General features: G+C 66.3%; 21 protein-coding genes. 9 read left to right on the top strand and 12 right to left on the bottom strand.

Features of this window, described 5'->3' with window-relative positions; all coding sequences use genetic code 11:
- Positions 1 to 14: 14 nt before the first annotated feature.
- From AAE021_RS02910 to AAE021_RS02890, 5 genes are read left to right on the top strand one after another with little or no spacing between them, the layout of a single operon-like run.
- The gene (locus AAE021_RS02910; RefSeq protein ID WP_342024170.1) at positions 15 to 809 is read left to right on the top strand and encodes an ABC transporter ATP-binding protein; all 795 of its coding nucleotides are present in this window, start codon (positions 15 to 17) and stop codon (positions 807 to 809) included.
- Complete coding sequence (locus AAE021_RS02905; protein WP_342024169.1) at positions 806 to 1,522, top strand: ABC transporter ATP-binding protein; 717 nt, start codon at positions 806 to 808, stop codon at positions 1,520 to 1,522. Before AAE021_RS02910 ends, AAE021_RS02905 begins: the two co-directional genes overlap by 4 nt.
- Positions 1,522 to 2,400: a branched-chain amino acid ABC transporter permease gene (locus AAE021_RS02900; protein ID WP_342024168.1), complete on the top strand. Its 879-nt coding sequence runs from the start codon at positions 1,522 to 1,524 to the stop codon at positions 2,398 to 2,400. The genes AAE021_RS02905 and AAE021_RS02900 overlap by 1 nt, the downstream gene beginning before the upstream one ends.
- Positions 2,397 to 3,482 carry a branched-chain amino acid ABC transporter permease gene (locus AAE021_RS02895; protein WP_342024167.1) on the top strand — a complete coding sequence of 362 codons (1,086 nt, stop codon included), beginning with the start codon at positions 2,397 to 2,399 and terminating at the stop codon, positions 3,480 to 3,482. Before AAE021_RS02900 ends, AAE021_RS02895 begins: the two co-directional genes overlap by 4 nt.
- Positions 3,479 to 4,753, top strand: coding sequence for an ABC transporter substrate-binding protein (locus tag AAE021_RS02890; protein ID WP_342024166.1), 1,275 nt, complete (start codon positions 3,479 to 3,481; stop codon positions 4,751 to 4,753). Before AAE021_RS02895 ends, AAE021_RS02890 begins: the two co-directional genes overlap by 4 nt.
- Positions 4,754 to 4,880: 127 nt before the next feature.
- On the opposite strand, the gene AAE021_RS02885 is transcribed toward AAE021_RS02890, so the two are convergent.
- The 4 genes from AAE021_RS02885 to AAE021_RS02870 form a co-directional block, all read right to left on the bottom strand.
- Positions 4,881 to 5,333 carry a MaoC family dehydratase gene (locus AAE021_RS02885; protein WP_342024165.1) on the bottom strand — a complete coding sequence of 151 codons (453 nt, stop codon included), beginning with the start codon at positions 5,331 to 5,333 and terminating at the stop codon, positions 4,881 to 4,883.
- Positions 5,334 to 5,335: 2 nt separating this feature from the next.
- Positions 5,336 to 6,109, bottom strand: a complete 774-nt coding sequence (fabG, locus tag AAE021_RS02880; RefSeq protein WP_342024163.1) for a 3-oxoacyl-ACP reductase FabG — start codon at positions 6,107 to 6,109, stop codon at positions 5,336 to 5,338.
- Positions 6,110 to 6,203: 94 nt separating this feature from the next.
- Positions 6,204 to 7,199 (bottom strand): GlxA family transcriptional regulator, encoded by a 996-nt coding sequence (locus AAE021_RS02875; protein WP_342024162.1) that lies wholly within the window; start codon positions 7,197 to 7,199, stop codon positions 6,204 to 6,206.
- Between the two features lie 230 nt (positions 7,200 to 7,429).
- Positions 7,430 to 8,044: a DinB family protein gene (locus AAE021_RS02870; RefSeq protein WP_342024161.1), complete on the bottom strand. Its 615-nt coding sequence runs from the start codon at positions 8,042 to 8,044 to the stop codon at positions 7,430 to 7,432.
- Between the two features lie 124 nt (positions 8,045 to 8,168).
- Here AAE021_RS02870 and AAE021_RS02865 point away from each other — a divergent pair, with 124 nt between their 5' ends.
- The gene (locus AAE021_RS02865; RefSeq protein ID WP_342024160.1) at positions 8,169 to 9,167 is read left to right on the top strand and encodes a YafY family protein; all 999 of its coding nucleotides are present in this window, start codon (positions 8,169 to 8,171) and stop codon (positions 9,165 to 9,167) included.
- Between the two features lie 13 nt (positions 9,168 to 9,180).
- On the top strand, positions 9,181 to 13,095 hold the full coding sequence (hrpA, locus tag AAE021_RS02860; RefSeq protein WP_342024159.1) for an ATP-dependent RNA helicase HrpA: 3,915 nt from the start codon (positions 9,181 to 9,183) through the stop codon (positions 13,093 to 13,095).
- A gap of 30 nt (positions 13,096 to 13,125) precedes the next feature.
- Here the strand turns inward: hrpA and AAE021_RS02855 are convergent, their stop codons facing one another.
- The 3 genes from AAE021_RS02855 to AAE021_RS02845 form a co-directional block, all read right to left on the bottom strand.
- Positions 13,126 to 13,554 (bottom strand): HIT family protein, encoded by a 429-nt coding sequence (locus tag AAE021_RS02855; protein WP_342024158.1) that lies wholly within the window; start codon positions 13,552 to 13,554, stop codon positions 13,126 to 13,128.
- Positions 13,555 to 13,674: 120 nt separating this feature from the next.
- Positions 13,675 to 14,547, bottom strand: coding sequence for a sulfurtransferase (locus AAE021_RS02850; protein ID WP_342024157.1), 873 nt, complete (start codon positions 14,545 to 14,547; stop codon positions 13,675 to 13,677).
- Positions 14,544 to 15,221 (bottom strand): MBL fold metallo-hydrolase, encoded by a 678-nt coding sequence (locus tag AAE021_RS02845; RefSeq protein WP_342024156.1) that lies wholly within the window; start codon positions 15,219 to 15,221, stop codon positions 14,544 to 14,546. The genes AAE021_RS02850 and AAE021_RS02845 overlap by 4 nt, the downstream gene beginning before the upstream one ends.
- A gap of 160 nt (positions 15,222 to 15,381) precedes the next feature.
- On the opposite strand from AAE021_RS02845, the gene AAE021_RS02840 reads away from it, so the two are divergent.
- Positions 15,382 to 15,807, top strand: coding sequence for a Fur family transcriptional regulator (locus AAE021_RS02840; protein ID WP_342024155.1), 426 nt, complete (start codon positions 15,382 to 15,384; stop codon positions 15,805 to 15,807).
- A gap of 37 nt (positions 15,808 to 15,844) precedes the next feature.
- Here AAE021_RS02840 and AAE021_RS02835 read toward each other — a convergent pair whose 3' ends face one another.
- The 5 genes from AAE021_RS02835 to AAE021_RS02815 form a co-directional block, all read right to left on the bottom strand.
- Positions 15,845 to 16,720, bottom strand: coding sequence for a metal ABC transporter permease (locus AAE021_RS02835; RefSeq protein ID WP_342024154.1), 876 nt, complete (start codon positions 16,718 to 16,720; stop codon positions 15,845 to 15,847).
- A complete protein-coding gene (locus AAE021_RS02830; protein WP_342024153.1) occupies positions 16,707 to 17,522 on the bottom strand; it encodes a metal ABC transporter ATP-binding protein in 816 nt (271 codons plus the stop codon). Before AAE021_RS02830 ends, AAE021_RS02835 begins: the two co-directional genes overlap by 14 nt.
- Complete coding sequence (locus AAE021_RS02825; protein ID WP_342024152.1) at positions 17,519 to 18,520, bottom strand: metal ABC transporter solute-binding protein, Zn/Mn family; 1,002 nt, start codon at positions 18,518 to 18,520, stop codon at positions 17,519 to 17,521. The genes AAE021_RS02830 and AAE021_RS02825 overlap by 4 nt, the downstream gene beginning before the upstream one ends.
- Before the next feature lie 148 nt (positions 18,521 to 18,668).
- Positions 18,669 to 19,739 carry a hemolysin family protein gene (locus AAE021_RS02820; protein WP_342024151.1) on the bottom strand — a complete coding sequence of 357 codons (1,071 nt, stop codon included), beginning with the start codon at positions 19,737 to 19,739 and terminating at the stop codon, positions 18,669 to 18,671.
- Positions 19,736 to 21,166 carry a hemolysin family protein gene (locus AAE021_RS02815; protein WP_342024150.1) on the bottom strand — a complete coding sequence of 477 codons (1,431 nt, stop codon included), beginning with the start codon at positions 21,164 to 21,166 and terminating at the stop codon, positions 19,736 to 19,738. The genes AAE021_RS02820 and AAE021_RS02815 overlap by 4 nt, the downstream gene beginning before the upstream one ends.
- Before the next feature lie 530 nt (positions 21,167 to 21,696).
- Here AAE021_RS02815 and AAE021_RS02810 point away from each other — a divergent pair.
- On the top strand, positions 21,697 to 25,524 hold the full coding sequence (locus AAE021_RS02810; RefSeq protein ID WP_342024149.1) for a multifunctional oxoglutarate decarboxylase/oxoglutarate dehydrogenase thiamine pyrophosphate-binding subunit/dihydrolipoyllysine-residue succinyltransferase subunit: 3,828 nt from the start codon (positions 21,697 to 21,699) through the stop codon (positions 25,522 to 25,524).
- Positions 25,525 to 25,539 lie beyond the last annotated feature (15 nt).

Below are 25,539 nucleotides of genomic sequence, written 5' to 3'. Positions count from 1 at the left end.
ACAACGGAGTCCTTATGGCAGTGCAACATACCGACCAGTCGGTTCCGATCCCCCGGCTGTACTTCCGCGGCATCAGCGTGAAGTTCGGCGGTCTCACCGCCCTGGATGCGGTGACCTTCGCCGTCCCGGCAGGGGCCGTGGTTGGCATCATCGGCCCCAACGGGGCGGGCAAAACCACTCTTTTCAACGTTGTGTGCGGCTTCAACACTCCGGCCTCCGGTTCTCTGGAGCTCGACGGCGCGGCCTTCCGGCCCAGCCCCCACCGCCTCATCCACCACGGCGTTTCCCGCACCCTCCAGGGCCTGGGACTGTTTTCCGGCCTCACGGTTCTGGAAAACGTTCTGCTCGGGCTGGAAGGCACCGCCCGCCACGGCGCATTGGCGGACGGACTGGCGCTGCCCCGTTCCCGGCGCGGGGAAGCACAGCTTCGCAACCGCGCCCTCCAAGCCCTGGACGGACTGGGCATAGCCGGCCACGCCGCAGCACTGCCGGACACCCTGCCGTACGGGGTCCGCAAGAAGGTGGCTCTGGCACGCGCCCTGGCGGGATCACCCCGCCTGCTGCTGCTGGACGAACCCGCCGGCGGGCTCGCTCACGAAGACATTGATGAGCTGGCGGAAATCATCCGCACCATTGGCGCCACGGGCTGCTCCGTGGTGCTCGTGGAGCACCACGTTGACCTGGTCATGAGTGTCTGCGAGCGCATCGCGGTCCTGGACTTCGGCAAGCTGATCGCCGAGGGCACACCCGCGGAGATCGGAGCCAATCCAGCCGTCACCGACGCCTACCTGGGGGTGGAGCCGGTATGAGCGCCCTCCTGGTCCTGGACGACGTGAGCGCCGGTTACGGACCCGTCCCCGTTCTGCACGGCATCAGCCTCACCGTGGAGGCCGGCAGCATAACCGCCGTCGTCGGGGCAAACGGTGCCGGCAAAACCACGCTGCTGCGCACCGTCGTCGGCCAGCTGCGGCCCACGGGCGGCAGCATCCGCTTCGACGGATCGGACCTTGCCGGCGTCAGGGTTGAGGACATGGTGCGCCGCGGCATTGCCCTGGTCCCGGAAGGACGCGGAGTCATTACCGAACTCACCGTCGATGAGAACCTGCGCCTCGGCGGACTATGGCGCCGGGACCGCGCTGCCGCAGCGGCCCTGCTCACACGGATGTACGAACTCTTCGAACCGCTGGACCGCCGCCGCCGCGCCGCAGGCCACCAGCTGTCCGGCGGCGAGCGCCAAATGCTGGCCCTGGGCCGGGCGCTGATGGCAGACCCGCGGCTGCTCCTCCTGGATGAACCCTCGCTGGGCCTGGCTCCGCGCATCACCGCCCAGATCCTGGGGCTGCTGCGCGGACTGCGCGACGACACCGGACTGACGGTCCTGCTGATTGAGCAAAACGTCCGCAGTGCCCTCGCCGTTGCCGATGACGGCGTCGTCCTCAGCCTGGGCAACATAGTTGCCTCCCGCCCCGCCGCCGACCTGGCCGCGGACACCGATCTCCGCCACACCTACTTGGGGTTCTGATGGACAGATTTCTCTTCCTCACCGTTGACGGCCTCGCCCGCGGAGCCGTGCTGGCAGCTTTTGCGCTGTCGCTGGTCATTATCTGGCGCGCTGCCCGCATTGTGAACTTCGCCCAGGGAGCCATGGCTGTGGCCACCACCTACGTGGCCTTCACCGTCACCAGCGCCACCGGCAGCTACTGGCTGGGACTGGCCTCCGCCGTCGCCGCGGGCCTGCTCCTGGGCGCCCTCGTGGAGCGGACCGTGATGCGCTTCGTGGGAAACACGTCCCCGCTGAATTCCGTCATAGCCGGCCTCGGACTGCTCCTGGTGATCCAGGCGATCCTGGGCATGATCTTCGGCAACGGCTACCGGGCCATGTCCACGCCCTTCAGCACGTCCCCGCTTTCCGTCGGAGGCATCAGCGCCGTTTCCCCCTACGACCTGTTCATCTTCGCGTGTATCGCCGTGATTGTCGGCGGGCTGGCGCTGCTTTTCACCAAGACGTCCCTGGGACTTCGGCTGCGCGCCGCCGCCTTCGCCCCCGATCTGGCACGGCTGCTGGGAGTGCGGTCCTCCCGCATGCTGACACTGGGCTGGGCGCTGTCCTCGGCCGTGGGCGCCCTGGCCGCCCTGCTGATCATTCCCACCGAGCTCGGTTTGAATCCGCACGCCGTGGACACCGTGTTTGTGTATGCGTTCACGGTGGCCGTGGTGGGCGGCCTGGACTCCGCCGGCGGCGCCGTTGCCGGCGGCCTGGCGGTGGGAGTGGTGCTCAGCTGGGTCAGCGGCTACCTCGGCGCCACGCTGGCCCCCATCGCAGTGCTGGTCCTTCTCCTGGCGGTGCTGCTCCTGCGCCCCGCCGGACTGTTTTCCCTGACGAAGGAGCGCACGGTATGAATCCGCTCAAATCCCTGCTGCTGGCCGCCGCAGCCGCGGCAGCCCTGATCGGCCTGACCTTCGGGCTCGAACCTTTTGTGTCCTACCAGCTGGCCACCGTGTGCGCCTACCTGTGCGCGGTTGCCGGGCTGACCGTGCTCACCGGCAGCGGCGGGCAGCTTTCGCTCGGGCAGGCGGCGCTGATGGCCGGCGGCGCCTACAGCTACGCACTCTGCGCCAACGCCATGGCGGAGTCAGGAATCGAAGGTCCGGTCCTTCTGCTGGCCCCGCTTGCCGCGGCTGTCCTGGGAGCCGCAGTGCTGGGGCTGATCATCGGCTGCGCCGCGGGACGGCTGCACGGCCCGTACCTCGCCGGCTTCACGCTCGCACTTGTCGTGGCCATTCCCGCGGTCACCAGCACGTTCTCCGGAGTGCTCGGCGGCGACCAGGGACTGTGGATCACGGTGGAAAAGCGTCCGGCAGCCCTCCGTGGCATCGTCAGCAACGAACAGTGGCAGTCCTGGCTGGCCATCCTCTGCGCCGTCGCCGTCATGGCCGTGCTGAACAACCTGCTGCGCGGACGCTTCGGCCGCCAGCTGCGGGCCGTGCGGGACAATGATGCGGCCGCAGCGCTGTCCGGAGTGAACGTGGCCCGGACCAAGATCATCTCCTTCACCGTCAGCGCGGCCGCTGCCGGGTTGGGCGGCGGGCTCCTCGCCTACATCACCCAAAGCGCCAGTCCCGGAGCGTACTCCCTGGTCCTGTCCCTGTACCTGCTGATGGCGGCCGTCATCGGCGGCATCGGTTCCCTCACCGGCGCCGTATGGGGTGCCCTGATCATGGTGTTCCTGCCCCACTCCATCAATTCCTTCACCGCAGACCTTCCGGTGTCCGCCGACGCCGCACAGCGGCTGGACGGAAACCTGGCCATCGCGGTGTTCGGCACCATCCTCGTCCTGGTGATCCTGCTCGCTCCGCGCGGCATCCAGGGACTGCTGTCCACCGCGGCACGCCGGGTCCGCGGCAGGCACCCCACCGCCGCTCCGGCACCCTCAACGCTTCCCCTGCAACCGCAACTCACCACTACGAAAGGCCAGCCATGACCAGTTCCAAGTACTCAGTCCTTGCCGCCGCAGTCACGGCGGCCCTCGTCCTGGGAGCCTGCGGTTCCTCCGGAGACGGCGAACCGGCAGCCGCTGAAGACGTCCCCGGGATTACCGACACCACCGTCACGGTGGGCACCCACCAGCCGTTGACGGGACCGGCTGCCTCCGGATACTCGTCCATATCGCCGGCAACGAAGGCCTATTTCGACTACGTCAATGACAACGGCGGAGTCCATGGCCGCAGCATTGAGTACAGCGTCAAGGACGACGGCTATAACCCGGCCAACACGCAAAGCGTGGTGCGGGAGCTGGTGCTCCAGGACGAAGTGTTCGCGATCCTCGGCGGACTGGGCACTCCCCCGCACAGCTCGGTGCTGGATTTCCTGAACGACAACGAGGTTCCGGACCTCTTTGTCGCCTCCGGGAGCCCCACCTGGAACCAGCCGGAGGAGTACCCCTACACCTACGGCTTTATGCAGGACTACGACACCGAGTCCAAGGTCCTGGCCACCTACGTGCAGGAGGAATTCCCTGACGCCACCTATTGCTTGTTTGGACAGGACGACGATTTTGGGGCGGACTTCAAGACCGGACTCGAAGCGGCGCTGGGCAGTGACGGGCTTGCCAGTTCACAGGTGTATTCCACCGCCAACACTGACGTTGCAGCCCAGATCAGCGCCATGCAGGCGGCCGGCTGCGAGGTGAACTTCCTGGCCTCGATCAACGGCTTCAGCGCCCAGGCCATCGGAACCGCCGCCAAGCTTGGCTACTTCCCGAAGTGGGCGGCGTCATCAGCGGGCGGCGACTACAACACCCTGTCGAGCTACCTTGGCGAAAACACGGACAAGCTCCTGGAAGGGTTCATCAGCGCCAATTACCTTCCGGCCTACTCCGACGAAGCGGACGAATGGACGGAAAAGTTCAAGGAAATCAACGAGGAGTACAACCCGGGGGCGGCGTTTGACGGCAATACGATCTTCGGGATGTCCCTTGGTTACCTCTTTGTTGAGGCGCTGCATGAAGCCGGCGAGAACCCGACGCGGGATTCCCTGCTGGAAGCCCTGGAATCGGGCAACGTCAAAGGCAACGGGCACGTCCCGCTGGGCTTCAGTGCTGACAGCCATGCCGGTTACACGGGAGGAATGATCACTCTCGTCTCCGGCGGCGTGCAGTCCTACACCGGAACTCCGTATGCGGTGGAAGGCGACTCGGTCAGCCCCTACACCGAGGAACGTCCCGCCATGCCGGAAAACGGCATTCCGCAGTAGGCACCGGCGGCCGCATGCGGTCGCCGGAACATGAAGAAAGGGACCTGCCCGTGGTGGACGGGCAGGTCCCTTTTTTCATGGGGTCCCCTTGTTCATGGGGACCCTTCGCTCATTGGGTCATCAGCGCTCAGCCCAGGACATACAGGGTGATCCATTCAGCGACGACGGACGGCTTGTCCGCCCCCTCCAGCTCAATGGTGATTCCCGTGACGATTCGGATGCCCTGGCGGGTGGTTTCAACCTTTGCCAGTTCGGACACCGCACGCACCCGGCCATTGACTGGAACCGGATGGGGAAACCGCACATGGTCCAGCCCGTAGTTGATGCCCATGACCGCTCCGTCCACGCTCAGCCGTCCGGCCGTCAGCGCCGGCAGCAGCGACAGGACCAGGAAACCGTGGGCAATGGTGGTTCCGAAGGGCCCCGCGGCAGCACGCTCCGGGTCGAGGTGGATCCACTGGTGGTCGTCGGTGGCGTCGGCGAACCGGCTGATGCGTTCCTGGTCGATGGTGATCCATTCGCTGGTTTCCCGCTGCCCGACGGCGGACTCCAGCTCCTCCACGGAAGTAAAGTGTGCCATTGTCAGCCTCTCGGTCCGCCGGCGACATAGAGCACCTGTCCGGAGACGAAGGATGCTTCTTCCCGGACAAAAAATGATGCCGCCGCCGCGATGTCGGCGGGCTTTCCCGTCCGTCCCACCGGAATGTCAGCGGCTGCGCGCGCCATGAAATCTTCGTAGGCAACACCCATCCGTTCCGCCGTGGACCGGGTCATGTCGGTTTCGATCAGGCCCGGCGCAATGGCGTTGACCGTCACGTTGTACCGGCCCAGTTCGATGGCCAGGGTTTTGGTGAAGCCCTGCAGCCCGGCCTTGGCCGCGGAATAGTTGGCCTGCCCCCGGTTGCCCAGCGCGGAGGTGCTGGACAGGTTGACGATCCGCCCCCATTTTTCCCGCACCTGGTGGACCTGCACGGCGCGGCTCATCAGAAATGCTCCGCGCAGGTGGACGCCCATGACCGCATCCCAGTCCGTCTCGGTCATCTTGAACAGCAGGTTGTCCCGCAGGATGCCGGCGTTATTGACGAGGATCGTGGGTGCGCCGAGCTCTTCGGTGATGCGGGCCACGGCGGCGTCAACGGCGTCGGCGTCGGACACATCAGCACCCACCCCCACCGCCTTGCCGCCCGAGTTGTTGATGGCCTCAACCGTGCCCGCGGTGTCTTCTTCGCGGAGGTCAAGGACGGCCACGCGGTGGCCGTCAGCCGCGAGCCGGGCGGCAACGGCGGCGCCGATGCCGCGTCCCGCTCCCGTAACGACGGCGGTGCGCTGAACAGGTGGTGCCGGAACCTCGGTCATGTCTCTCCCTTGAGTAGCTGGATCACGCTGTCCGCCGAGCGTACCGACCGGACGGTACGTACGCAACGGGTGCAACCTTTCCGGAGCTTTCTCCTCACCCCCGCCCCGCTTCGGCAGGGCGCGGGTTCGTGCCGCGGAACGTCCTGCGGTAGGCCGCCGGACTGGTTCCCACACTGCGGTGGAAATGGTGGCGCAGCAGTTCCGGCTGCCCGAAACCGCTGATCCCCGCCACCTCCTCCACGCTGAGATCGGTGTCTTCGAGCAGCTCCTGCGCCCGGAGGACCCGCTGGGCAGTGATCCAGGCGGCGGGAGTCGTGCCGGTTTCGGCCCGGAACCGGCGGGCGAAGGTGCGCGGGGACATGGCGGCCCGGCCGGCCATCTCCTTGACCGTGTGCTCCTCGGCCAGATGCTCCCCCACCCACTCCAGGACGGGGCCCAGGGTCCCGCAGGCCAGCTCAGGCACTGCCCTGTCGATGTACTGCGCCTGCCCGCCTTCGCGGTGCGGGGGAACCACCATGTCCCGGGCAATGGCGGCGGCGGCTTTGGCCCCGAGTTCCAGGCGCACCAGATGCAAAGCGGCGTCGATGCCTGCTGCGGTGCCGGCACTGGTGATGATTTTTCCGTCCTGCACGTACAGCACGTCCTCGTTCACACGGACGGCGGGATAGGCTGCGGCCAGTTCAGCGGAGTACATCCAGTGCGTGGTTGCCCGGCGGCCGTCCAGCAGCCCGGCTTCGGCAAGCACAAACGCTCCCGAGCAGATACTCATCACCCAGGCGCCCCGCAGCGCGGCATCCCGGAGGGTGCCCAGCACTTCGGAAGGCGCCCCCGTCCGCGGCGGACAGTGATCTCCGACCGGCGCCACGACCACCAGGTCCGCGTCGGCGGCAGCTTCCAGCCCGGTGTCGATGTTGATGCTGAATCCGGTCTTGGTCTGCACTGTCCCGGGCACCGGGGTGCAGATCCGGAAGTCGAAGGCCGGGACTCCGGTCCCGCGGTCCGAACGGTTGATCCCGAAGACCTCGGCGATCACGCTGAGCTCGAACGGCGCGGCGCCGTCGAGCACTATCAGGGCTACGGATCTGAGCATGGGGACCAGCATGGCAGTATCTTGACGGTAATGGTCCTTTCTGCCACTTATTCTTTGTGGATGCGCCGCCGACCATGGACACATGGTTACTTTCCTCCTTCTGGTTGCTGGCTTCTCCTTCCTCCTTCTGCTGTCCACGGCAACGGTCATTGCTGTGCGGCGTGACGGCAACGGCCATCTTCCTCCGCTCCCCTCGCACTATGCCTGGGACGACACCGGTCCCCGCCCGGCTACCGCTGCCGGTGGGCGTAGAGATCGCGCAACAGCGCGGTCTCGGCCAGGTGATGGATCATCTCGCGGTTAATGTGCAGCACCAGGGTGGCCATCGGCTCCGCCGCCCAGGGCCCCTCGGACTCGCCCACCGGAGCGGCGAGCGCCGCTTCGTCCAGGCCGGAGATGGAATGGATCCACGTCCCGTAGTACTGATCCAGCAACTCCAGCGCCCCGGCGGCGGTGCCGGGATAGTCGAAGTCCGCGTAGCTAACCTCCGGGCCGCCAAAGTGCGCGGCGTTCCGGACTCCCAACACCCCCACCAGGAGGTGTCCAAGCCGCCACGCAATCGTGGTGAAGGGAGCAGGCACCGGTTCCGGATACTCAAAGTCGATGGTGAAATTTCCCGAACCCGCCTGGATCGACGCCGTCCCCGTTCCCCGGGGCCGCACGCTCCAGCACCCGCGGACAGGCTCCCAGAAGTACTCCTCGTCGCTCAGCCCCTCCAGCCGCGGACGGGCCTGGTTCTCCCAGTGCCACCGCAGTTGGTCTGCGAGCGCGGCCGGGACGTTCAGTCCGCCCTTCGGCCCGGCCAGTCCCGCAGCCTCCGCTGCCGCTTCCGCATCCCGTTCCATCCCTGCTCCCGCCCTTCGTTGTGCCGCTCATTCCAGCCTGAGCCTGTGTTGAATGTGCCCCCGAAGCCAGACTAAGGAGGTATGCGGACAGCTTCTGTCCTGAGGCAGGAGTACCTTGGTGTCCATGTTGGAAACCTCAGCGCGCCTGCTGCACCTGCTGTCGCTGCTGCAGATGCGGCGCGAGTGGACCGGTGCCGCACTGGCTGACCGGATGACCGTGACCGAGCGCACGGTCCGCCGCGACATCAGCAAACTGCGCAGCCTCGGCTACCCGATCTCCGCATCCCCGGGGATCGCAGGCGGCTACCAGCTCGGATCCGGTGCCCAGCTTCCGCCGCTGCTGCTGGACGACGACGAGGCGCTCGCCGTCGCCCTCGGACTGGCTGCCGTTGCCACGGGGCCGGTTGCCGGCATCGGCGAGGCATCGGTCCGTGCCCTGGCCAAGCTGGAGCAGGTCCTGCCCGGGCGGCTGCGGCCCAAATTCTCCGCCCTGCGGCTATCCGTCAGCGTGCTCGCCGGCAACGCCGCCAGCGTTGATCCGCAGACCCTGACAGCCCTGTCGGGTGCCATCGCGGAACAGCGGGTGGTTTCCTTCCGCTACACCGCGGCCGGTGCCGCGCCCGGCCGCCGGCTGGTGGAACCCTACAAGCTGGTCAGCACCGGCCGCCGCTGGTACCTGGCGGCCTGGGACTTGGAACGGCAGGACTGGCGCACCTTCCGCATGGACCGCTGCCAAAGCATCCCCGCTGTGCGCGAGCGGTTCTTTCCCCGGCCCCTGCCCGCAAAGGACATGGCCGCCTATGTCCAGGACTCGATTACGCGCTTCCCGTACCGGTACGACGTCGTGCTGCGGCTTGCCGTGCCGCTCGGTGAACTCCAGGAGCGGATTCCACCGGAGGCCGCCACTCTGGAAGAGGACGGGCCGGACCATACGATCCTGCGCGGCGGGTGGGATTCGCTGGATATGCCGCTGATGCGCCTGGCCGGGCTGGGCCTGGAATTCGAGATCCTGGCCCCGGCGGAGATGCGTGAACGCGCCCGCTCCGCAGCCGCCCTGCTCCAGCGCGCCGCTGATGCCCGGCCCTCGGCGAAATCAGGCCCGGCTGCCGGTTCCAGCCACTAGACTGGGAGCAATCATGGCACTGACTATTTCCTACCCCGCGCTCCTGCCCGTTTCAGAACGCCGCGAAGACATCATGGCGGCCATCGCCGCCAACCAGGTGACGATCATCGCGGGCGAAACCGGCTCCGGTAAAACCACGCAGATTCCGAAAATGTGCCTGGAGCTGGGGCTGGCGGAAAAAGGGCTGATCGGACACACCCAGCCGCGCCGGCTTGCCGCCCGCACGGTGGCAGAGCGCATCGCGGAGGAGCTCGACGTCGAGCTGGGCGCCGAGGTGGGCTACCAGGTGCGCTTCACCGGTGAAACCAGCCGCTCGACCAAGGTCAAGCTGATGACCGACGGCATCCTGCTGGCCGAAATCCAGCATGACCGCAAGCTGAAAAAATACAGCACCATCATCATCGATGAGGCGCACGAGCGAAGCCTGAACATCGACTTCATCCTGGGCTACCTGCGCCGGCTGTTGCCGGAGCGGCCGGATTTGAAGGTCATCATCACCTCCGCGACCATCGATCCCGGACGTTTCGCCGAGCACTTCGCGGCCAACGGCAAACCGGCGCCCATCATCGAGGTTTCGGGTCGAACCTTCCCCGTGGAAATCCGGTACCGGCCCTTGAACCAGCCCGCCGGCGGCGGCTCCGGCGAGGAGGACTCCGACGATGAGCTGGAGGAGGACCGCGACCCGGTGGACGCGGTGTGCGACGCCGTGGAGGAACTCTCCCGCGAGGCCCCCGGCGACATCCTGATTTTCTTCTCCGGAGAACGCGAGATCCGTGACGCCGCCGATGCCCTGCGCTCCTCGGTCCAGCGGGTCCCCCGGCTGCAGGGCACCGAAGTCCTGCCCCTGTTCGCCCGGCTGTCCCTGGCGGACCAGCACAAGGTCTTCCATCCCGGCAAGCACCGCCGCATCATCCTGGCCACCAACGTTGCCGAGACATCGCTGACCGTTCCCGGCATCAAGTACGTGATCGATACCGGAACGGCGCGCATTTCCCGCTACTCGCACCGCACCAAGGTCCAGCGCCTGCCCATCGAACGTATTTCCCAGGCCTCGGCCAACCAGCGCTCGGGCCGCTGCGGCCGCGTTTCCGACGGCATCGCCATCCGCCTGTACTCCGAAGAGGACTTCCAGGCGCGGCCCGAATACACCGACCCGGAAATCCTGCGCACCAACCTGGCCGCCGTCATCCTGCAGATGGCGGCCATGGGCGTGGCCAAGGGGCCCAAGGACGTCGCGGACTTCCCGTTTGTCCAGCCCCCGGATTCCAAGGCCATCAATGACGGCGCCACCCTGCTCAAGGAGCTCGGCGCGCTGGAGACGTCCGGCGGCATCACCCCCGTGGGCCGCAAGCTGTCGCAGCTGCCCGTGGATCCCCGCCTGGGCCGGATGATCGTGGAAGCCGGTGCCCGCGGCTGCGCCAAGGAAGTGATGGTGCTCACCGCTGCCCTGACCATTCAGGATCCGAGGGAACGCCCGTCAAAGGACGACGCCGCCCGGGCCCAGAAGGCCGCGGAGATGCACAAGCGGTTCGTGGACGAGAATTCGGATTTCACCGGCTACCTCAACCTGTGGCGCTACCTGCAGGACAAGCAGAAGGAACTCTCCTCCTCCGCGTTCCGCCGGCTCTGTAAAAACGAGTTCCTGAACTACGTGCGCATCAGGGAGTGGCAGGACCTGTTTGCCCAGCTGCGGCAGATCGCCAAGCCGCTGGGCATCACCCTCAGTCCGGACCCGGTGGATCCGGTGGGCCGCGACAAAGAGATCCACATGAGCCTGCTGTCGGGCCTGCTCAGCCACATCGGCCTGTATGACCAGCGCAAGCGGGAGTACGCAGGCGCCCGCGGAACCCGGTTCGCCGTTTTCCCCGGCTCCGCCCTGTTCAAGAAGACCCCGGACTGGGTCATGGCCGCTGAACTGGTGGAAACGTCCCGGCTCTGGGCGCGCGTGGCGGCGAAGTTCGATCCGCTGTGGGTGGAGGAGGTGGCTCCGCACCTGATCAAGCGCAGCTACAGCGAACCGCACTGGTCCAAGAGCCGCGGTTCGGTGATGGCCTATGAGAAGGTCACGCTGTACGGCGTTCCGGTCATTCCGCAGCGCAGCATCAATTACGGCCGGGTGGACCCGGAGCTGTCCCGGGAAATGTTCATCCGCCATGCCCTCGTTGAGGGCGACTGGCGCACCCACCACAAGTTCTTCCACCGCAACCAGGCCCTGCTGGCCGAAGTGGAGGAACTGGAGAACCGGGTCCGCCGCCGCGGCCTGCGGGTGGACGACGAAACCCTGTTTGAGTTCTACGACGAGCGCGTTGGCAGGGACGTCGTTTCCGAACGGCACTTCGACAAGTGGTGGAAGAGCGCACGGCACGAGAATCCGGCCCTGCTGGACTTCGACCCCGATGCCCTGCGCACCGACGACGCCGCGGGACTGGACGAGAATGACTTCCCCAAGGCCTTCGTCTACGGCGACTTCGAGCTGCCCCTGACCTACGAATTCTCCCCGGGGGTAGCGGGAGCGGGCGACGGCGTGAGCGTCGAGGTGCCCGTGCTGTTCCTGAACCAACTGGACCCGGAACCGTTCAAATGGCAGATACCGGGCCTGCGGGCCGAGCTGATCACCGCGCTGATCAAGTCGCTGCCCAAGGCGGTCCGGAAGAACTTCATCCCCGCGCCCGACGTGGCCCGGGCCGCCGCGGCGGCGCTGGCCGCTGATTTCGACCCCACCCGGGACGCCCTGGAGCCATCCCTGGAACTGGCCCTGCGCCGGCTCAAGGGACACATCATTCCGCCCGGCTCCTGGAACTGGGACGCCGTTCCCGAGCACCTGCGCATGAGCTTCTGCGTGGTGGACGGATCCGGCAAGGTCCTGGACGAGGGCAAGGACCTGGCCGCGCTGCAGGAGTCCCTGGCTCCGGCCACCCGCCGCGCCATTGCCGACTCGCTTGGGGCCACCCCCAAAACCGTGACGCCCAAAGCCGGGCGGAAGGGCAAGGGGTCCCCAGGTAACGCTGCGGTGGCCGGCGCGGATTCGGGCCGTGCGCCCGCATCCGGGCCGTCGCTGGCCGAACAGACCGGGCTGACCGAGTGGTCCGTGGGAACCATCGACAGGCAGGTGCAGCGGCTGGTCGCCGGACACATGGTCACCGGCTACCCCGCCCTCGTGGATGAAAGCAAAACCGCGGGACTGCGGATGTTCCAGAGTGCCGGCGAGCAGGCCGCCGCCATGCGCGGCGGCGTCATTCGGCTGCTGGTGCTCCGCGTACCCAGCCCGGCCAAGTACGTCCTGGAGCATCTGAGCAATGCCGAAAAACTCACCTTCAGCCAGAATCCGCATGGTTCCGTCGCCGCCCTGATCGAGGACTGCACGCTGGCTGCCGTGGACAAGCTGACTCCCGAGGCCCTGCCCTGGACCCGCGCCGACTTCGACGAACTGTATGAAAAGGTGCGGGCCGAGCTGATCGACACCGTGTTCACCGTGACCGCCACGGTGGAGAAAATCCTCTCCAGCACCCGCCGCATCACCAAGGCGCTGAAGGGCACGCAGTCCCTGGCCCTGATCAGCGCCCTGAACGACATCCGCGCACAGCTGGACTCCCTGGTGTACCCGGGCTTTGTTGCCCGGACCGGCTACGCGCAGCTGACGCACCTGCCGCGGTATCTGGCGGGGATTGAACGGCGGCTGGAAAAGCTGCCCACGAACGTCCAGCGCGACGCACAGCAAATGGCCGTGGTCCAGGCGCTGGAGGATGACTACGACGACGCCGTGGCGGCCCTGCTGCCCGGCGCCGGAACACCGCCGGCGCTCACCGAGGTCCGCTGGATGATCGAGGAACTGCGCGTCAGCTTCTTCGCGCAGGAACTGGGAACCGTGCGGTCGGTGTCGGAGAAGCGTATCCGCACGGCCCTGAACGCCGCGCTCGCCCCGGCTTAGTGCCGGGGCGGGCGGGCGGCCCGCCGGCGGTTACTGTTCCGGCACGAAGGCACCGTGTCCGGCGGACCGCAGCGCATCCCGGAGCTTTTCGGCGTTGGCTTCCATGCGTTCGGGATCCGGATTGGACTCCGCCCGGCTGAAGTCGAAGTCCGCCAGGGAGTTCGCGGGCCAAACGTGCAGGTGCAGATGGTCCACCTCGAATCCGGCAATGCTCAGCCCGGCACGTTCGGAGCCGAATGCGGCCACCTGCGCCTGGCCGATGGCCTGCGCCACCGACGTCAGCTTCCGCATCAGTTCCGCCGGGGCGTCGGTCCACTTGTCGATCTCCTGCCTGGGCACCACCAGGGTGTGCCCGTCGCTGAGCGGACCAATGCTCAGGAACGCCACCACGTCATCGTCCTTCCACACGAAGCGGCCGGGGATTTCGCCGTTGATGATCCTGGTGAAGAGGGTGGGCATGGTTGCTCCTTCTGGGGAATGGGCGGCGGCTGGTGCCGGGCCGGGCGCCGGGGCATCGGTGGACGGCACCTGCAGGTGCAGGGGCGGGGGTACGGGACGGCCTCTCATCATGAGACGACGCTATCCCCTTTGCCCGGTCCCCGGCCATTCGCCGGGTTTCTGCCCCACCGCAACCGGAGAACCCTTGGTTGCGGACCACTGGGACCAGGACCCCGGATAGAGGGCTGCCCGGTATCCGGCCCGCTCCAGGGCGGCCACGTCATGGGCGGCGGTAACTCCGGAGCCGCAGTAAACGCCGATTGGCAGATCCGCCCGGACTCCCAGTGCCTCGAAGGATGCCCGGAGTTCTTCCGGAGACCGGAACGTACCCTCGGCGGTCAGGTTGTCGGCGGCCGGCGCGCTGACCGCACCGGGAATGTGGCCCGCCAGCGGATCCACCGGCTCGCGGTCGCCGCGGTACCGTTCCTTCGCCCGCGCGTCGAGCAGTTTCCCGCCGGCCACCACTGCGGGCACGTCCCACATCTGAAGGACCGGCATTTTTCCCCACGACAGCTCCACGTTGCCCGGCGGCGGTTCCACCACGCCGCCTTCCAGCGCCAGCCCCTCCCGGTGCCAGGCCACAACGCCGCCGTCGAGCAGATACACGGAGTCCAGCCCGGCGTGCCGCAGCAGCCACCATGCGCGCGCAGCCGACGTGCCGCCCACGGCGTCGTAGGCCACCACCGTGTCACCGCTGTTGATTCCCCAGCGCCTGGCCGCTGCTGCAAAGTCCTGCGGATCGGGCAGGGGATGCCGGCCCTCGCTTCCCTTGCCGGCCGGCGCGGCCAGTTCGGTTTCCAGATCCACGTACACGGCGCCGGGGATGTGTCCGCGCTGGTACTGCCTGTGACCGTCGGTGCTGCCCAGCGCCCACCGCACATCCAGCAGCACCACCGGTTGACCGGATGCGAGCAGCTCCTGCAGCTGTGCGGCGTCGATGACGGGCCCGCTCATATGTGCACCGAATCACCGGCGGACAGGTGCTGGTACACGGTGCCATACAGGTTCCCGAACCGCTCGACGTGCCCCTCCGCTACGCCCAGGCCGCGCTCGTTCAGCAGGGCATCGTGGATGGGGTACGCCCGCTCAGCACCGCACGCAATAACGAAGTCGATCACTTCCCCCACCTTGGACCACGGCGCATGGATCGGCACCAGCAGGGTCTTGACCTTCAGTCCGTACGGCACCACAAATGAGTCCCCCGGATGGTACAGCGCTCCGTCGATCAGATAGCCGACGTTGGCCACCAGCGGCACGAGCGGGTGGATCAGGGCATGCTGCCCGCCGAACGACTGGACGGTGAAGCCCGCCACGGAGAAGGTGCTGTCCGGTTCCGCCTCGAGGATCCGGCCGGCAACCCCGGCGCCCTCCCCGCCGCCGGTCTCAGCAGCGGCACGCAGGTCTGCGGCCAGTCCCGCCGGTGCGTACAGCACCAGTGACGTATTCGCCCTGAGCTGGGCCAGGACGCGGTCCCGGTCCAGATGATCCGCGTGTTCATGGGTGATCAGGACCGCGTGCGCTCCGTCCAGCGCTTCTTCGACTTCGGAAAACGAACCGGGATCCAGCACCAGAACGTTGCCGCCGCGCTCCAGGCGCACACAGGAATGGGTGTACTTGGTCAGTTTCATACGGGTCACAGTACCCCGCTGCTCCCCCGGCCGGATCCGTAGGCGCCGGAGTGCCGCGGGCCGCAGCCCCAGCGCCAGTGCGCCGGGGAGCCGTTGGGCGCCAGGTGCGATAATCTGGAAGCTGCGTTCCACCAGGCACCACCGTTTCCAAGGAGTGAGCATGTCATCCGAGACATCCCAGCCCGCCAAGCGGAGCCCGGAGCAGCGGGTAACGCGGCAGCGTCTGGCCGTGGGCCGCACCTTGGATGAGCTGGATGACTTCATCAGCACCCAGGAGCTGTACCGCCTGCTCCATGAGCGCGGAGACAGCGTATCCCTGGCCACGACCTACCGCATCCTGCAGTCCATGGCCGAGGAAAACCAGGTGGACGTGCTGCGTAACGGTGACGGCGAGGCACTGTACCGCCGCTGCGCCGTCGAACACCACCACCATCACCTGGTGTGCCGCAACTGCGGCAAGGCGGTGGAGGTCGAGGCACCGGCCGTCGAGGCGTGGGCCGCCGGTCTTGGCGCCCAGTACGGATTTACCGATGTGGCGCATACGGTGGAAATCTTTGGGCTGTGCCCGGAGTGCAGCAGCTCCTAGACCGCCGCTAATCAGCGCCGGCGTCCGTAATCCCCGGCTATGCCGTTTTCGGCTGAGCCTGCCGGACCCGTCCCCTGGTGCGGCTGCGCTTGATTAGCCGGCACACCACGTAAATCAGGAAAGAAATAGTGGTGACGTACGGGCTGATGGAGATCCGTCCGCCGAGCGCCAGCAGGATGCCGCCCACTGACGAGGCCACCGCAAAAAGCACGCTGAGCAGCACCACAAGCCGCGGGGAAGACGTCACCAGCAACGCTGCCGCCGACGGCGTGATCAGCAGCGAAAGCACCAGCAGGGCACCAACCACCTGGATGGACAGGGCCACCGAGAGCCCCAGCAGGACCATGAAGACAATGGACAGCACGCGCACCGGAACTCCGCGGGCCTCGGCCAGTTCGGGATCAGCGCTGGCAAAGGTCAGTGGACGCCAGATCAGGACAAGCCCGGCGACGACGACGACGGCCGTGCCGGCGAGCAGGTTCAGCTGCACTGTGTCCACGGCGACGATCTGTCCGGTGAGGAGCCCGAACTTGTTGGCCGAGCGGCCTTCATACAGCCCCAGGAACAGGATGCCCAGGCCAAGCCCGAAGGGCATGATGACGCCGGTGACCGAGTTCCGGTCGCGGGCCTTCAACCCCATCACCGCCAGCAGCACTGCGGCGGCCACGGATCCGATCAGGGAACCGAACACCACGTTTGCACCAATCAGCAGTGCGAAGGCGGCACCGGCAAAAGACAGTTCGGCAATCCCGTGCACCGCAAAGGCCAGGTCGCGCATGAGCACGAAGGTGCCGATCAGCCCGCCCACCAGCCCCAGGATCGCCGCAGCCCACAGGGAATTGGCAACAAGCGGCAGCAGCTGCCCGTAATCGCTGAAATTGAAGACAGCGGAGAAAAAATCACGCAGGTCCATGCTCTTCCTCGCTCTCTCCGTGCACGTGGGTGGTGGCATCCGGGATGCCGAGGACAACAATGCGGCCGTGGCTGCGGAGCACTTCCACCCGGCTGCCGTACATCTCGGACAGGACGTCGGAGCGGAGCACCTCCGAGGGCGTTCCGGTGCGGAAGGTGCCTCCGGCCAGGTACAGGACACGGTCCACGTAATCGATCACGGGGTTGATCTCATGGGTCACAAACACCACGGCCGAGCCCTCTTCGTGGCAGCGCCGGTCGATCAGGGCGCTGATGGCCTGCTGGTGGTGCAGGTCCAGGGACAGCAGCGGCTCGTCGCACAACAGCAGGTCGGGATCCGTGGCCAGCGCCTGGGCGGCACGCAGGCGCTGCACCTCGCCGCCCGAAAGCAGGCCCACGGGCTCATCGGCATACCGGGTGGCGCCAACCTGCTCCAGCAGCTTCTCCACGCGCCGCCGCACGGGGGCCCGGTTCAGCCGCAGCCCCCACTTGTTGCCGTCCACGCCCAGGCCAACCAGGTCACGGGCCCGGAGTGGAGTTCCCGGGCTGAAGGCCTTCTGCTGCGGAATGTAGCCAATGTCGCGGCTTCCGCGCCGGGCGGGGTGCCCGTTGATCTCCACCGTTCCGTGCGTCAGCTCCTGCAGTCCCAGCAGGACTTTGAGGAAGCTGGTCTTGCCGGAACCGTTTGGTCCCAGGACGGCGAGGAACTCCCCGGCCTTGATATCCAGGTCCAGGCCGTCCCATAGAGTGCGCTGCCCGAAGGACAGTCCGGCGTTCCGCAGCCGTACTACTTGACCGGTCACCGCAGCACGTCGTCAACAGCGGCCACGTTTGCCCCCATCCAGGTCAGGTAGTCCTGGCCCTCGGGAAGGGTTTCGGAGAAGTCCAAAACCGGTATGCCGGCGTCCTCCGCGGTGGCCCGCACGGTCTCCGTTTGTGACGAGGCGGTTTGGGTGTTGTATGCCAGGAAGGCGACCGAACGCGAGCTCAGCAGCTCCTGCATTTCCTTCAGCGCTGCCGGAGGAACATCGGAGCCTTCCTCCACGGCTGAGGTAAAGGCTGCGGGGGTGACATTGTGCAGGCCCGCGGCTTCGAAGAGGTACTCCGGCACGGGCTCGGTGACGGCGACGTCGCGGCCGCCCGCCGCTGCCTTGTCTTCGGCCAGGTCGGCGGTGAGCCCTTCGATGCCGCTGTTGAAGGATGCGGCGTTGGCCCGGAACTGCTCGGCGTTGTCCGCATCCAGGGTGGCCAGCCGTTCCGCTGCCGCCTCGGCCAGAAGTCCCATGGCTTCGGGGCTGTACCACACGTGTTCGTTGAAGGAGCCGTGGGAATGCCCGTCATGGCTGCCGGCGTGATCGCCGGATTCGTCGTCGTGGGACTCGTCGTCGTGGGCGTCAGCATCGGCGTCGTTTTCGAGTCCGGAAATTTCCACGGCGTTGAGGACGTCGGCGCTGTCGATGCCGGCTTCGTCAACGAGCTGTTCCATGAAGGTGTCGTAGCCGCCGCCGTTCAGAACCACCAGATCCGCGTCGCTGACGGCCAGCTTGTCCCGCGCCGTGGCTTCGTAGGAGTGGGGGTCCTGGCTGGGCCGGTCAATGATCGCGGTTACGGTGACGGCGTCACCGCCCACCGTCTCCATGATGTTGCCGTAGACGTTCGTGGAGGTCACGATCCCCAGTGTCCCGTCCCCCGTTGCGGAGTCCGGGCTGGAGCTGGTGCCTGAATCCCCCGTGCAGCCAGTCAGGGCAAGGGCACCGCCGGCCAGGAGTACTCCGGCGAGGCGGAGGGAAAAACGTCGCATAAGTTCTGGTGTCCCTGTTCCGGCGTTGAGAGTGGTCTTTTTGAAGTGATGCTGATGGAGCTCCGCTGAGCGGACCTCCATCAGCATAACCTAAACGCGAATCGTTCGCATATGCGACGGGGGTGCTGCTGTCCAGATCCTCATCGGCTTACTCCGTGTAGCTTTCCCCGGTACGGCGGAATCCCTGCGCCTGCGTGGCATCGCGGATCTCGCCCACGAGCTGCTCAATGATGTCTTCCAGGAAAAGCACCCCGCGGGTCTGGTTGTCCGACCCCAGGACACGCGCCAGGTGGGATCCGGTGCGCTGCATGGTGGCCAGCGCGTCTTCAATCTCGTCATCCAGGCGCAGATTGGCCAGGGTGCGCACCTTGTTCTCGGTCAGCGGCCGGTCGTAGGCATCGGCCGGGATGGCCATGATGTCCTTCAAATGCATGTAACCGGTCAGGTTGCCCTGCTCATCCATCAGGACAAAGCGGGAGAACCCGGTGCGCCCCACGGCCTTTTCGAACTCCGCGGGAGTAGTGTCCGTGCGCAGTGTCACGAGCTCATCGAGCGGAACCATGACGGTGCCCGCACTCTGCCCGGAGAATTCCAGTGCCCCCGAAATAACGCCGGAATCATCGGCAACCGTGCCGTGCTTGGTGGATTCCTCCACGATGGACTGCATCTCCTCCAGCGTGAAGGCCGAGGCCACCTCGTCCTTGGGGGTGATGCCCATGGCCCGCAGCGCGTGGTTTGCCAGCCAGTTGAGGCTAAAGATCACCGGACGCACCACGCGGGATATGATCACCAGCGGCGGTGCCAGCAGCAGTGCGGCACGGTCCGCGACGGACACCGAGATGTTCTTCGGGACCATCTCCCCAAACGTCACGTGCAGGAAGGTGACAATCAGCAGCGCCACCAGGAAACCGGCGCCGTCGGCGAACTCCACCGGCAGGCCAAGGGCCTGGAGCGGGGCGGCCAGAAGGTGATGGATCGCGGGTTCGGCCACCGACAGAATCAGCAGCGAACACACGGTGATGCCCAGCTGCGCGCAGGCAAGCATCAGGGACACGTGTTCCATTGCCCAGAGGGTGGTCTTGGCCCGCTTGGAGCCGGCGTCGGCCAGGGGTTCAATCTGGCTGCGCCGTGCGGACATGACGGCAAACTCGCTGCCGACGAAGAAGGCGTTGCCAATGAGCAGCACCACCAGCCAGAAAATCCCCATGACGTCGCTCATCGCTGCTCCCCCTTGACGGCCGCATTTTTCTGCGCCGACTTCTTCTCGGCGGCAAGACGTACGGCCGCGTCCCCGGCCGACTCCGCCTCCGAGGCCGGCGCGCTCTCATCCGCCGCCGCCGGGTCGTCGTCGTTATCCCGCGGGATAAAACTGACGCGGTCAATGCGCCGGCCGTCCATGCGCTCGACTTCCAGCACACCGCCGTCGACGTTCACCCGGTCACCGGCGCGCGGAATCCGGCCGAGCTCGGCCATGATGTAACCGCCCACCGTTTCGTAGCCCGCTTCATCCGGGATACTCAGCAAAGGCACCAGCCGGGAGACTTCATCGGGACGCATAATGCCCGGGAAATACCAGGCACCGGCAGCACTCTGCAGGACGCCCGGCTTGATCTTGTCGTGCTCGTCCGAGACTTCCCCGACGATCTCCTCCACCAGGTCTTCCAGGGTTGCGACGCCGGCGGTTCCGCCCCATTCGTCCAGGACGACGGCGAGCTGGAGGTTGGCTCCGCGCAGTTCCGAGAGCAGGCTGTCCAGGTGCACCGTCTCCGGAACACGCAGGACCTCGCTCATGATGGCTCCGGCCGGAAGGTCGGCACGCCGGCTGCGGGGCACAGCAACGGCCTTCTTGACGTGGACCACGCCGCGGATGTCGTCCGGAGAGTCCCCCAGGACGGGGAAGCGTGAATAGCCGGTGCGGCGGGCCGCTTCGATGACGTCCGCGACCGACTGCTCGGAGTCGATGGTTTCCAAACGGATCCGGGGCGTCATGACGTCGGCCGCCGTCCGCTCCGCAAAGGAAAAGGTGCGGGACAGGAAGTTTGCGGTCCCCTGGTCCAGGGTTCCCATCTCGGCGGACCGCCGGACCATGGAGGACAGCTCGGCCGGGGTCCGTGCGCCGGAGACCTCTTCCTTGGCTTCGAGCCCGAAGAGGTGCAGCACCTTGTTGGAAAAACCGTTCAACAGCAGAATGGCCGGCTTGAACACCACGGTGAAGGCCAGCTGCGGCCGGGCGAGTGCCCGCCCCATGCGGAAGGGCAGGGAAATGGACATGTTCTTGGGGATCAGTTCCCCCAGCAGCATGGACAGGAAGGTGGCAAGGATCATGGCTGCCACTACGGACACGGAGTCCACGGCCACCGCCGGAAGTCCGATGCCGGCAAGCGGCGCCTTGAGCAGCCTGCCCACCGACGGTTCCATGACAAAACCGGTCAGCAGCGTTGTCAGGGTTATGCCGAGCTGGCAGCTGGAAAGCTGGGTCGATAGGGACGTCAGGCAGCGCAGCAGCGGCTCCGCCGCTTTGTCGCCGTTCTCCACGGCGCGGCGCACGGTGGGCTGGTCCAGCGCCACCAGTGAAAACTCAACGGCCACAAAAAAGCCGGTGCCGAGAATCAGCACCAGGCCAAAAACAAGATAAAGCCATTCCATCTTAAAGACTCACCGCCGCGGTGGGGCGGGAGGAGCGCGGTTCAACGCGCTTCAGTGCGGGCCCCGAAAGAGAATCGGGGCAGCGCGCAGGCGGAGGGTGATCGGCCGAGGCCGGTCTGGAAGGCTCCGATGCGGCGGGAGTGGTTCGGGGCGTCTGTGTTCGGGCGTGGCCGGCTCTGTGCGAGCGGTCCGCAGGAGCTGCGGACCGGGTTGCAGGCCGGCGCCTAGAGAAACTGTCCATAAGATTTTCCAGTTTACAGGTTCGGAATTCCCCCGCCACAGGGGCGCACCATCGTGCCGGCCTTCTCTGCGCGCCGTTCGCGGCCTGCGCGGCCGGGCGGGCAATCGCCGCTGTGACGTGACGCATGTCAAACGGGAATTGGCCAGTTGTCCCGCAATGTCACTAGACTGGCATGAAGTCTCGGTCACTGCGCACCGGCCGGGCCGCACCAGAGAGCTTTGAGGCTTTAAGCCCTCAGACATGGTGCCAATCAGGGCAAAAGGCAACTCATGGAAGAGGCGTATTAACAGTGCCAGACCAATCCAACCACCGTCTGCCGGAAGAATTCGGCGGCAACGAGTGGCTTGTCGATGAACTGTACGAGCAGTATCTGAAGGACAAAAACTCGGTTGACAAGAAGTGGTGGAGCATCTTCGACTCCTTCAAGGATGAAGAAGCACAGGGCTCCAACACCGCCGCCGGAAACGGATCCGCGGCCCCCACGGAACTGGGCGCCAATCCGGCAACCCGCCAGCTTCCCGTCGTCAAGGCCGAGGCTGCGAAGCCCAAGGCGTCCGGTGAATCACCCGCTTCCACCCAGCAGTCCGGAAAGCCTCCGGTAGCGAAGGAAGCAGCGGCCCCCAACTCCGCGGCCAAGGATTCCAAGCCCGCCGAGGCAAAGACCGAGTCGCCGAAGAGCAAGACTCCCCCGATTCCGGCCCAGCTGCCGAAGACGCAGCCTGCCAGCGCTGCTTCGGAGGAAGACAAGGTCAACGTCCTGCGCGGCCCGGCCAAGGCCATCGCCACCAACATGGACCTCAGCCTCAGCGTCCCCACCGCCACCACGGTTCGAGCCGTACCGGCCAAGCTGCTGATCGATAACCGCATCGTCATCAACAGCCACCTGGAACGCGCCCGCGGCGGCAAGGTGTCCTTCACCCACCTGCTCGGTTACGCCATCATCCGCGCAGCCGCCATGTTCCCGTCCCAGAATGTTTACTACGACGTCGTTGACGGCAAGCCCGTTGCCGTTCAGCCCGCGCACGTAAACTTCGGCCTGGCCATCGACATGCCCAAGCCCGACGGCACGCGCCTGCTCGTCGTTCCGAACATCAAGAAGGCCGAAACGCTGAACTTCTCGGAGTTCTGGCACGCCTATGAAGAACTCGTGAAGAAGGCCCGCAACGGCAAGCTCACGGCGGACGACTACAAGGGCACCACCATTTCGCTGACGAACCCGGGCGGGATCGGCACGGTCCACTCCGTGCCCCGCCTGTCCAAGGGCCAGGCGTGCATCATCGGTGCCGGTGCCCTTGACTACCCGGCGGAGTTCCAGGGCTCCAACGAGAAGATCCTGGCCCGCAACGCCATTTCCAAGATCATCACCCTGACCTCCACCTATGACCACCGCGTCATCCAGGGTGCCGGCAGCGGCGAGTTCCTGCGCATCATCCACCAGCTGCTCCTCGGCGAGCAGAACTTCTACGACGACATCTTCGAGTCGCTGCGGATTCCGTACGAGCCGGTGCGCTGGAGCCCCGACATCCAGGTGAACCCGGAAGAGCAGATCAACAAGGTTGCGCGCATCCAGCAGCTGATCCACTCCTACCGCGTCCGCGGCCACCTGATGGCGGACACCAACCCGCTGGAATATGTCCAGCGCCGCCACGCGGACCTGGACATCCTGAACCACGGCCTGACGCTGTGGGACCTGGACCGTGAATGGCCCACCGGCGGCTTCGGCGGCAAGCCGATGCTTAAGCTGCGCAAGATCCTCGGTGTACTCCGTGACGCCTACTGCCGCACCGCGGGCATCGAATACATGCACATCCAGGATCCCGAGGAACGCGAGTGGTTCCAGGAGCGCCTGGAAACCAAGTACAGCAAGCCCACCCGTGAAGAGCAGCTGCGGATCCTGAGCAAGCTCAACGCGGCCGAGGCCTTCGAAACCTTCCTGCAGACCAAGTTCGTCGGCCAGAAGCGCTTCTCGCTGGAAGGCGGCGAATCCCTGATTCCGCTGCTGGATGCCGTGATTTCCGGTGCTGCCGACGACGGCCTCGAAGAGGTTGGCATCGGCATGGCCCACCGCGGCCGGCTGAACGTGCTGACCAACATTGCCGGCAAGACCTACGCCCAGGTCTTCCGCGAGTTCGAAGGAACCCAGGACCCGCGCAGTGTCCAGGGCTCCGGCGACGTCAAGTACCACCTTGGCACCGAGGGCACGTTCACCTCGGACAACGGCAACCAGACCAAGGTCTACCTGGCCGCCAACCCCTCGCACCTTGAAGCCGGGGACTCCGTCCTCGAAGGCATCGTGCGCGCCAAGCAGGACCGGTTGGACAAGGGCGACGAGTTCCCCGTCCTGCCGATCCTCATCCATGGTGACGCAGCCTTCGCCGGTCAGGGCGTGGTGGCGGAAACGCTGAACCTCTCCCAGCTGCGCGGCTACCGCACCGGCGGAACCATCCACATCGTGGTCAACAACCAGGTTGGTTTCACCACGTCGCCCACCTCCTCGCGCTCCTCGGTGTACTCCACCGACGTCGCGAAGATGGTCCAGGCACCCATCTTCCACGTGAACGGTGACGATCCGGAGCAGGTCGTGCGCATCGCGCAGCTGGCCTACGACTACCGTCAGCGCTTCAACAAGGACGTTGTCATCGACATGGTCTGCTACCGCCGCCGCGGCCACAACGAGGGCGACGACCCCTCGATGACGCAGCCGATGATGTACAGCCTGATCGAAGCCAAGCGCTCCGTCCGCAAGCTGTACACCGAGTCCCTCATCGGACGCGGCGACATCAGCCAGGAAGAGGCCGAGCAGGCACTGCGCGACTACCAGGGCCGCCTGGAGCGTGTCTTCGCGGAAACGCATGCCGCACAGACCTCTCCCCTGCCGGTTATCACCAAGGACACCGAAGCTGTCTCCGATCTGGAACGCCCGGCGTCCCAGCAGGAAGGCACCACCATTGTGTCTCCGGCTTCCACGGCGATCTCCGCCGAGGTGCTGGCCCACATCGGTAAGGCCCACGTGGCCGTGCCTGAAGGCTTCACCGTCCACCCGAAGCTCAAGGCACTCCTGGAGAAGCGCGAGCAGATGTCCCGCGAAGGCGGCATCGACTGGGGCTTTGCGGAAATTGCAGCATTCGGATCACTGGTCATGGAAGGCGTTCCCGTACGCCTTGCCGGCCAGGACTCGCGCCGCGGCACGTTCACCCAGCGCCACGCCGTGTTCCACGACCGCGCCACCGGTGCCGAGTGGACCCCGCTCGCGGAGCTGGATCCGAACCAGGCCAAGCTGTGGATCTACGATTCGCTGCTGTCCGAATTCGCCGCCATGGGCTTCGAATACGGCTACTCGGTGGAACGCCCGGACGCACTCGTGCTGTGGGAAGCCCAGTTCGGCGACTTCGTCAACGGCGCCCAGACCATCATCGATGAGTTCATCTCCTCAGCCGAGCAGAAGTGGGGCCAGCGTTCCTCGCTGGTGCTGATGCTGCCGCACGGCTACGAGGGCCAGGGACCGGACCACTCGTCCGCCCGGATCGAACGCTTCCTGCAGATGTGCGCCGAGGACAACATGATTGTTGCCAACCCCACCACGGGTGCCTCGCACTTCCACCTGCTGCGCCGCCAGGCGTACAGCCGTCCGCGCAAGCCGCTGATCATCTTCACGCCGAAGCAGCTTCTTCGACTGAAGGCCGCAGCCACCCAGGTGGAGGACTTCACGCAGGGGTCCTTCCAGCCGGTTATCCCGGAACACGCAGAGCTCGATGCAAACGCCGTCGAGCGCGTGCTCCTGGTCTCCGGGCGCCTGTACTACGATCTGCTGGCCAACCGCCAGAAGACCGGTGATGAGAAGACGGCCATAGTCCGCGTGGAGCAGCTCTACCCGCTGCCCGTCGCGGATATCCAGGCCGCCGTCTCCAAGTACCCCAACGCCGACGTGGTCTGGGCGCAGGATGAGCCGGCCAACCAGGGTCCGTGGCCGTTTATCGGCCTGAACCTGCCGGCGCAGCTGGACCGGCCGCTGCGCCTGGTCTCGCGTCCGGCGTCGGCGTCCACCGCCACCGGCTCAGCCAAGCGGCACGCCGTCGAGCAGGACATTCTTGTCAAGAAGGCCTTCGAACGTCAGTAGGCTAAGTTTGGGGTG

The organism is Arthrobacter citreus (genome assembly GCF_038405225.1).
In the GTDB taxonomy this organism is placed as follows: Bacteria; Actinomycetota; Actinomycetes; order Actinomycetales; family Micrococcaceae; genus Arthrobacter_B; species Arthrobacter_B citreus_A.
Note: the sequence above shows the minus strand (reverse complement) of the source record. Positions and strands in the feature narration are given on the sequence as shown.

What these genes read in the sequence shown, in the direction of transcription:
- AAE021_RS02845 (WP_342024156.1), bottom strand. Translation starts at nt 15,221, where the DNA reads ATGAAACTGACCAAGTACACCCATTCCTGTGTGCGCCTGGAGCGCGGC.
- AAE021_RS02885 (WP_342024165.1), bottom strand. Translation starts at nt 5,333, where the DNA reads ATGGCACACTTTACTTCCGTGGAGGAGCTGGAGTCCGCCGTCGGGCAG.
- AAE021_RS02895 (WP_342024167.1), top strand. Translation starts at nt 2,397, where the DNA reads ATGAATCCGCTCAAATCCCTGCTGCTGGCCGCCGCAGCCGCGGCAGCC.
- AAE021_RS02835 (WP_342024154.1), bottom strand. Translation starts at nt 16,720, where the DNA reads ATGGACCTGCGTGATTTTTTCTCCGCTGTCTTCAATTTCAGCGATTAC.
- AAE021_RS02905 (WP_342024169.1), top strand. Translation starts at nt 806, where the DNA reads ATGAGCGCCCTCCTGGTCCTGGACGACGTGAGCGCCGGTTACGGACCC.
- AAE021_RS02825 (WP_342024152.1), bottom strand. Translation starts at nt 18,520, where the DNA reads ATGCGACGTTTTTCCCTCCGCCTCGCCGGAGTACTCCTGGCCGGCGGT.
- AAE021_RS02865 (WP_342024160.1), top strand. Translation starts at nt 8,169, where the DNA reads ATGTTGGAAACCTCAGCGCGCCTGCTGCACCTGCTGTCGCTGCTGCAG.
- AAE021_RS02840 (WP_342024155.1), top strand. Translation starts at nt 15,382, where the DNA reads ATGTCATCCGAGACATCCCAGCCCGCCAAGCGGAGCCCGGAGCAGCGG.
- AAE021_RS02815 (WP_342024150.1), bottom strand. Translation starts at nt 21,166, where the DNA reads ATGGAATGGCTTTATCTTGTTTTTGGCCTGGTGCTGATTCTCGGCACC.
- fabG (WP_342024163.1), bottom strand. Translation starts at nt 6,109, where the DNA reads ATGACCGAGGTTCCGGCACCACCTGTTCAGCGCACCGCCGTCGTTACG.
- AAE021_RS02875 (WP_342024162.1), bottom strand. Translation starts at nt 7,199, where the DNA reads ATGCTCAGATCCGTAGCCCTGATAGTGCTCGACGGCGCCGCGCCGTTC.
- AAE021_RS02820 (WP_342024151.1), bottom strand. Translation starts at nt 19,739, where the DNA reads ATGAGCGACGTCATGGGGATTTTCTGGCTGGTGGTGCTGCTCATTGGC.
- AAE021_RS02850 (WP_342024157.1), bottom strand. Translation starts at nt 14,547, where the DNA reads ATGAGCGGGCCCGTCATCGACGCCGCACAGCTGCAGGAGCTGCTCGCA.
- AAE021_RS02855 (WP_342024158.1), bottom strand. Translation starts at nt 13,554, where the DNA reads ATGCCCACCCTCTTCACCAGGATCATCAACGGCGAAATCCCCGGCCGC.
- AAE021_RS02890 (WP_342024166.1), top strand. Translation starts at nt 3,479, where the DNA reads ATGACCAGTTCCAAGTACTCAGTCCTTGCCGCCGCAGTCACGGCGGCC.
- hrpA (WP_342024159.1), top strand. Translation starts at nt 9,181, where the DNA reads ATGGCACTGACTATTTCCTACCCCGCGCTCCTGCCCGTTTCAGAACGC.
- AAE021_RS02900 (WP_342024168.1), top strand. Translation starts at nt 1,522, where the DNA reads ATGGACAGATTTCTCTTCCTCACCGTTGACGGCCTCGCCCGCGGAGCC.
- AAE021_RS02910 (WP_342024170.1), top strand. Translation starts at nt 15, where the DNA reads ATGGCAGTGCAACATACCGACCAGTCGGTTCCGATCCCCCGGCTGTAC.
- AAE021_RS02870 (WP_342024161.1), bottom strand. Translation starts at nt 8,044, where the DNA reads ATGGAACGGGATGCGGAAGCGGCAGCGGAGGCTGCGGGACTGGCCGGG.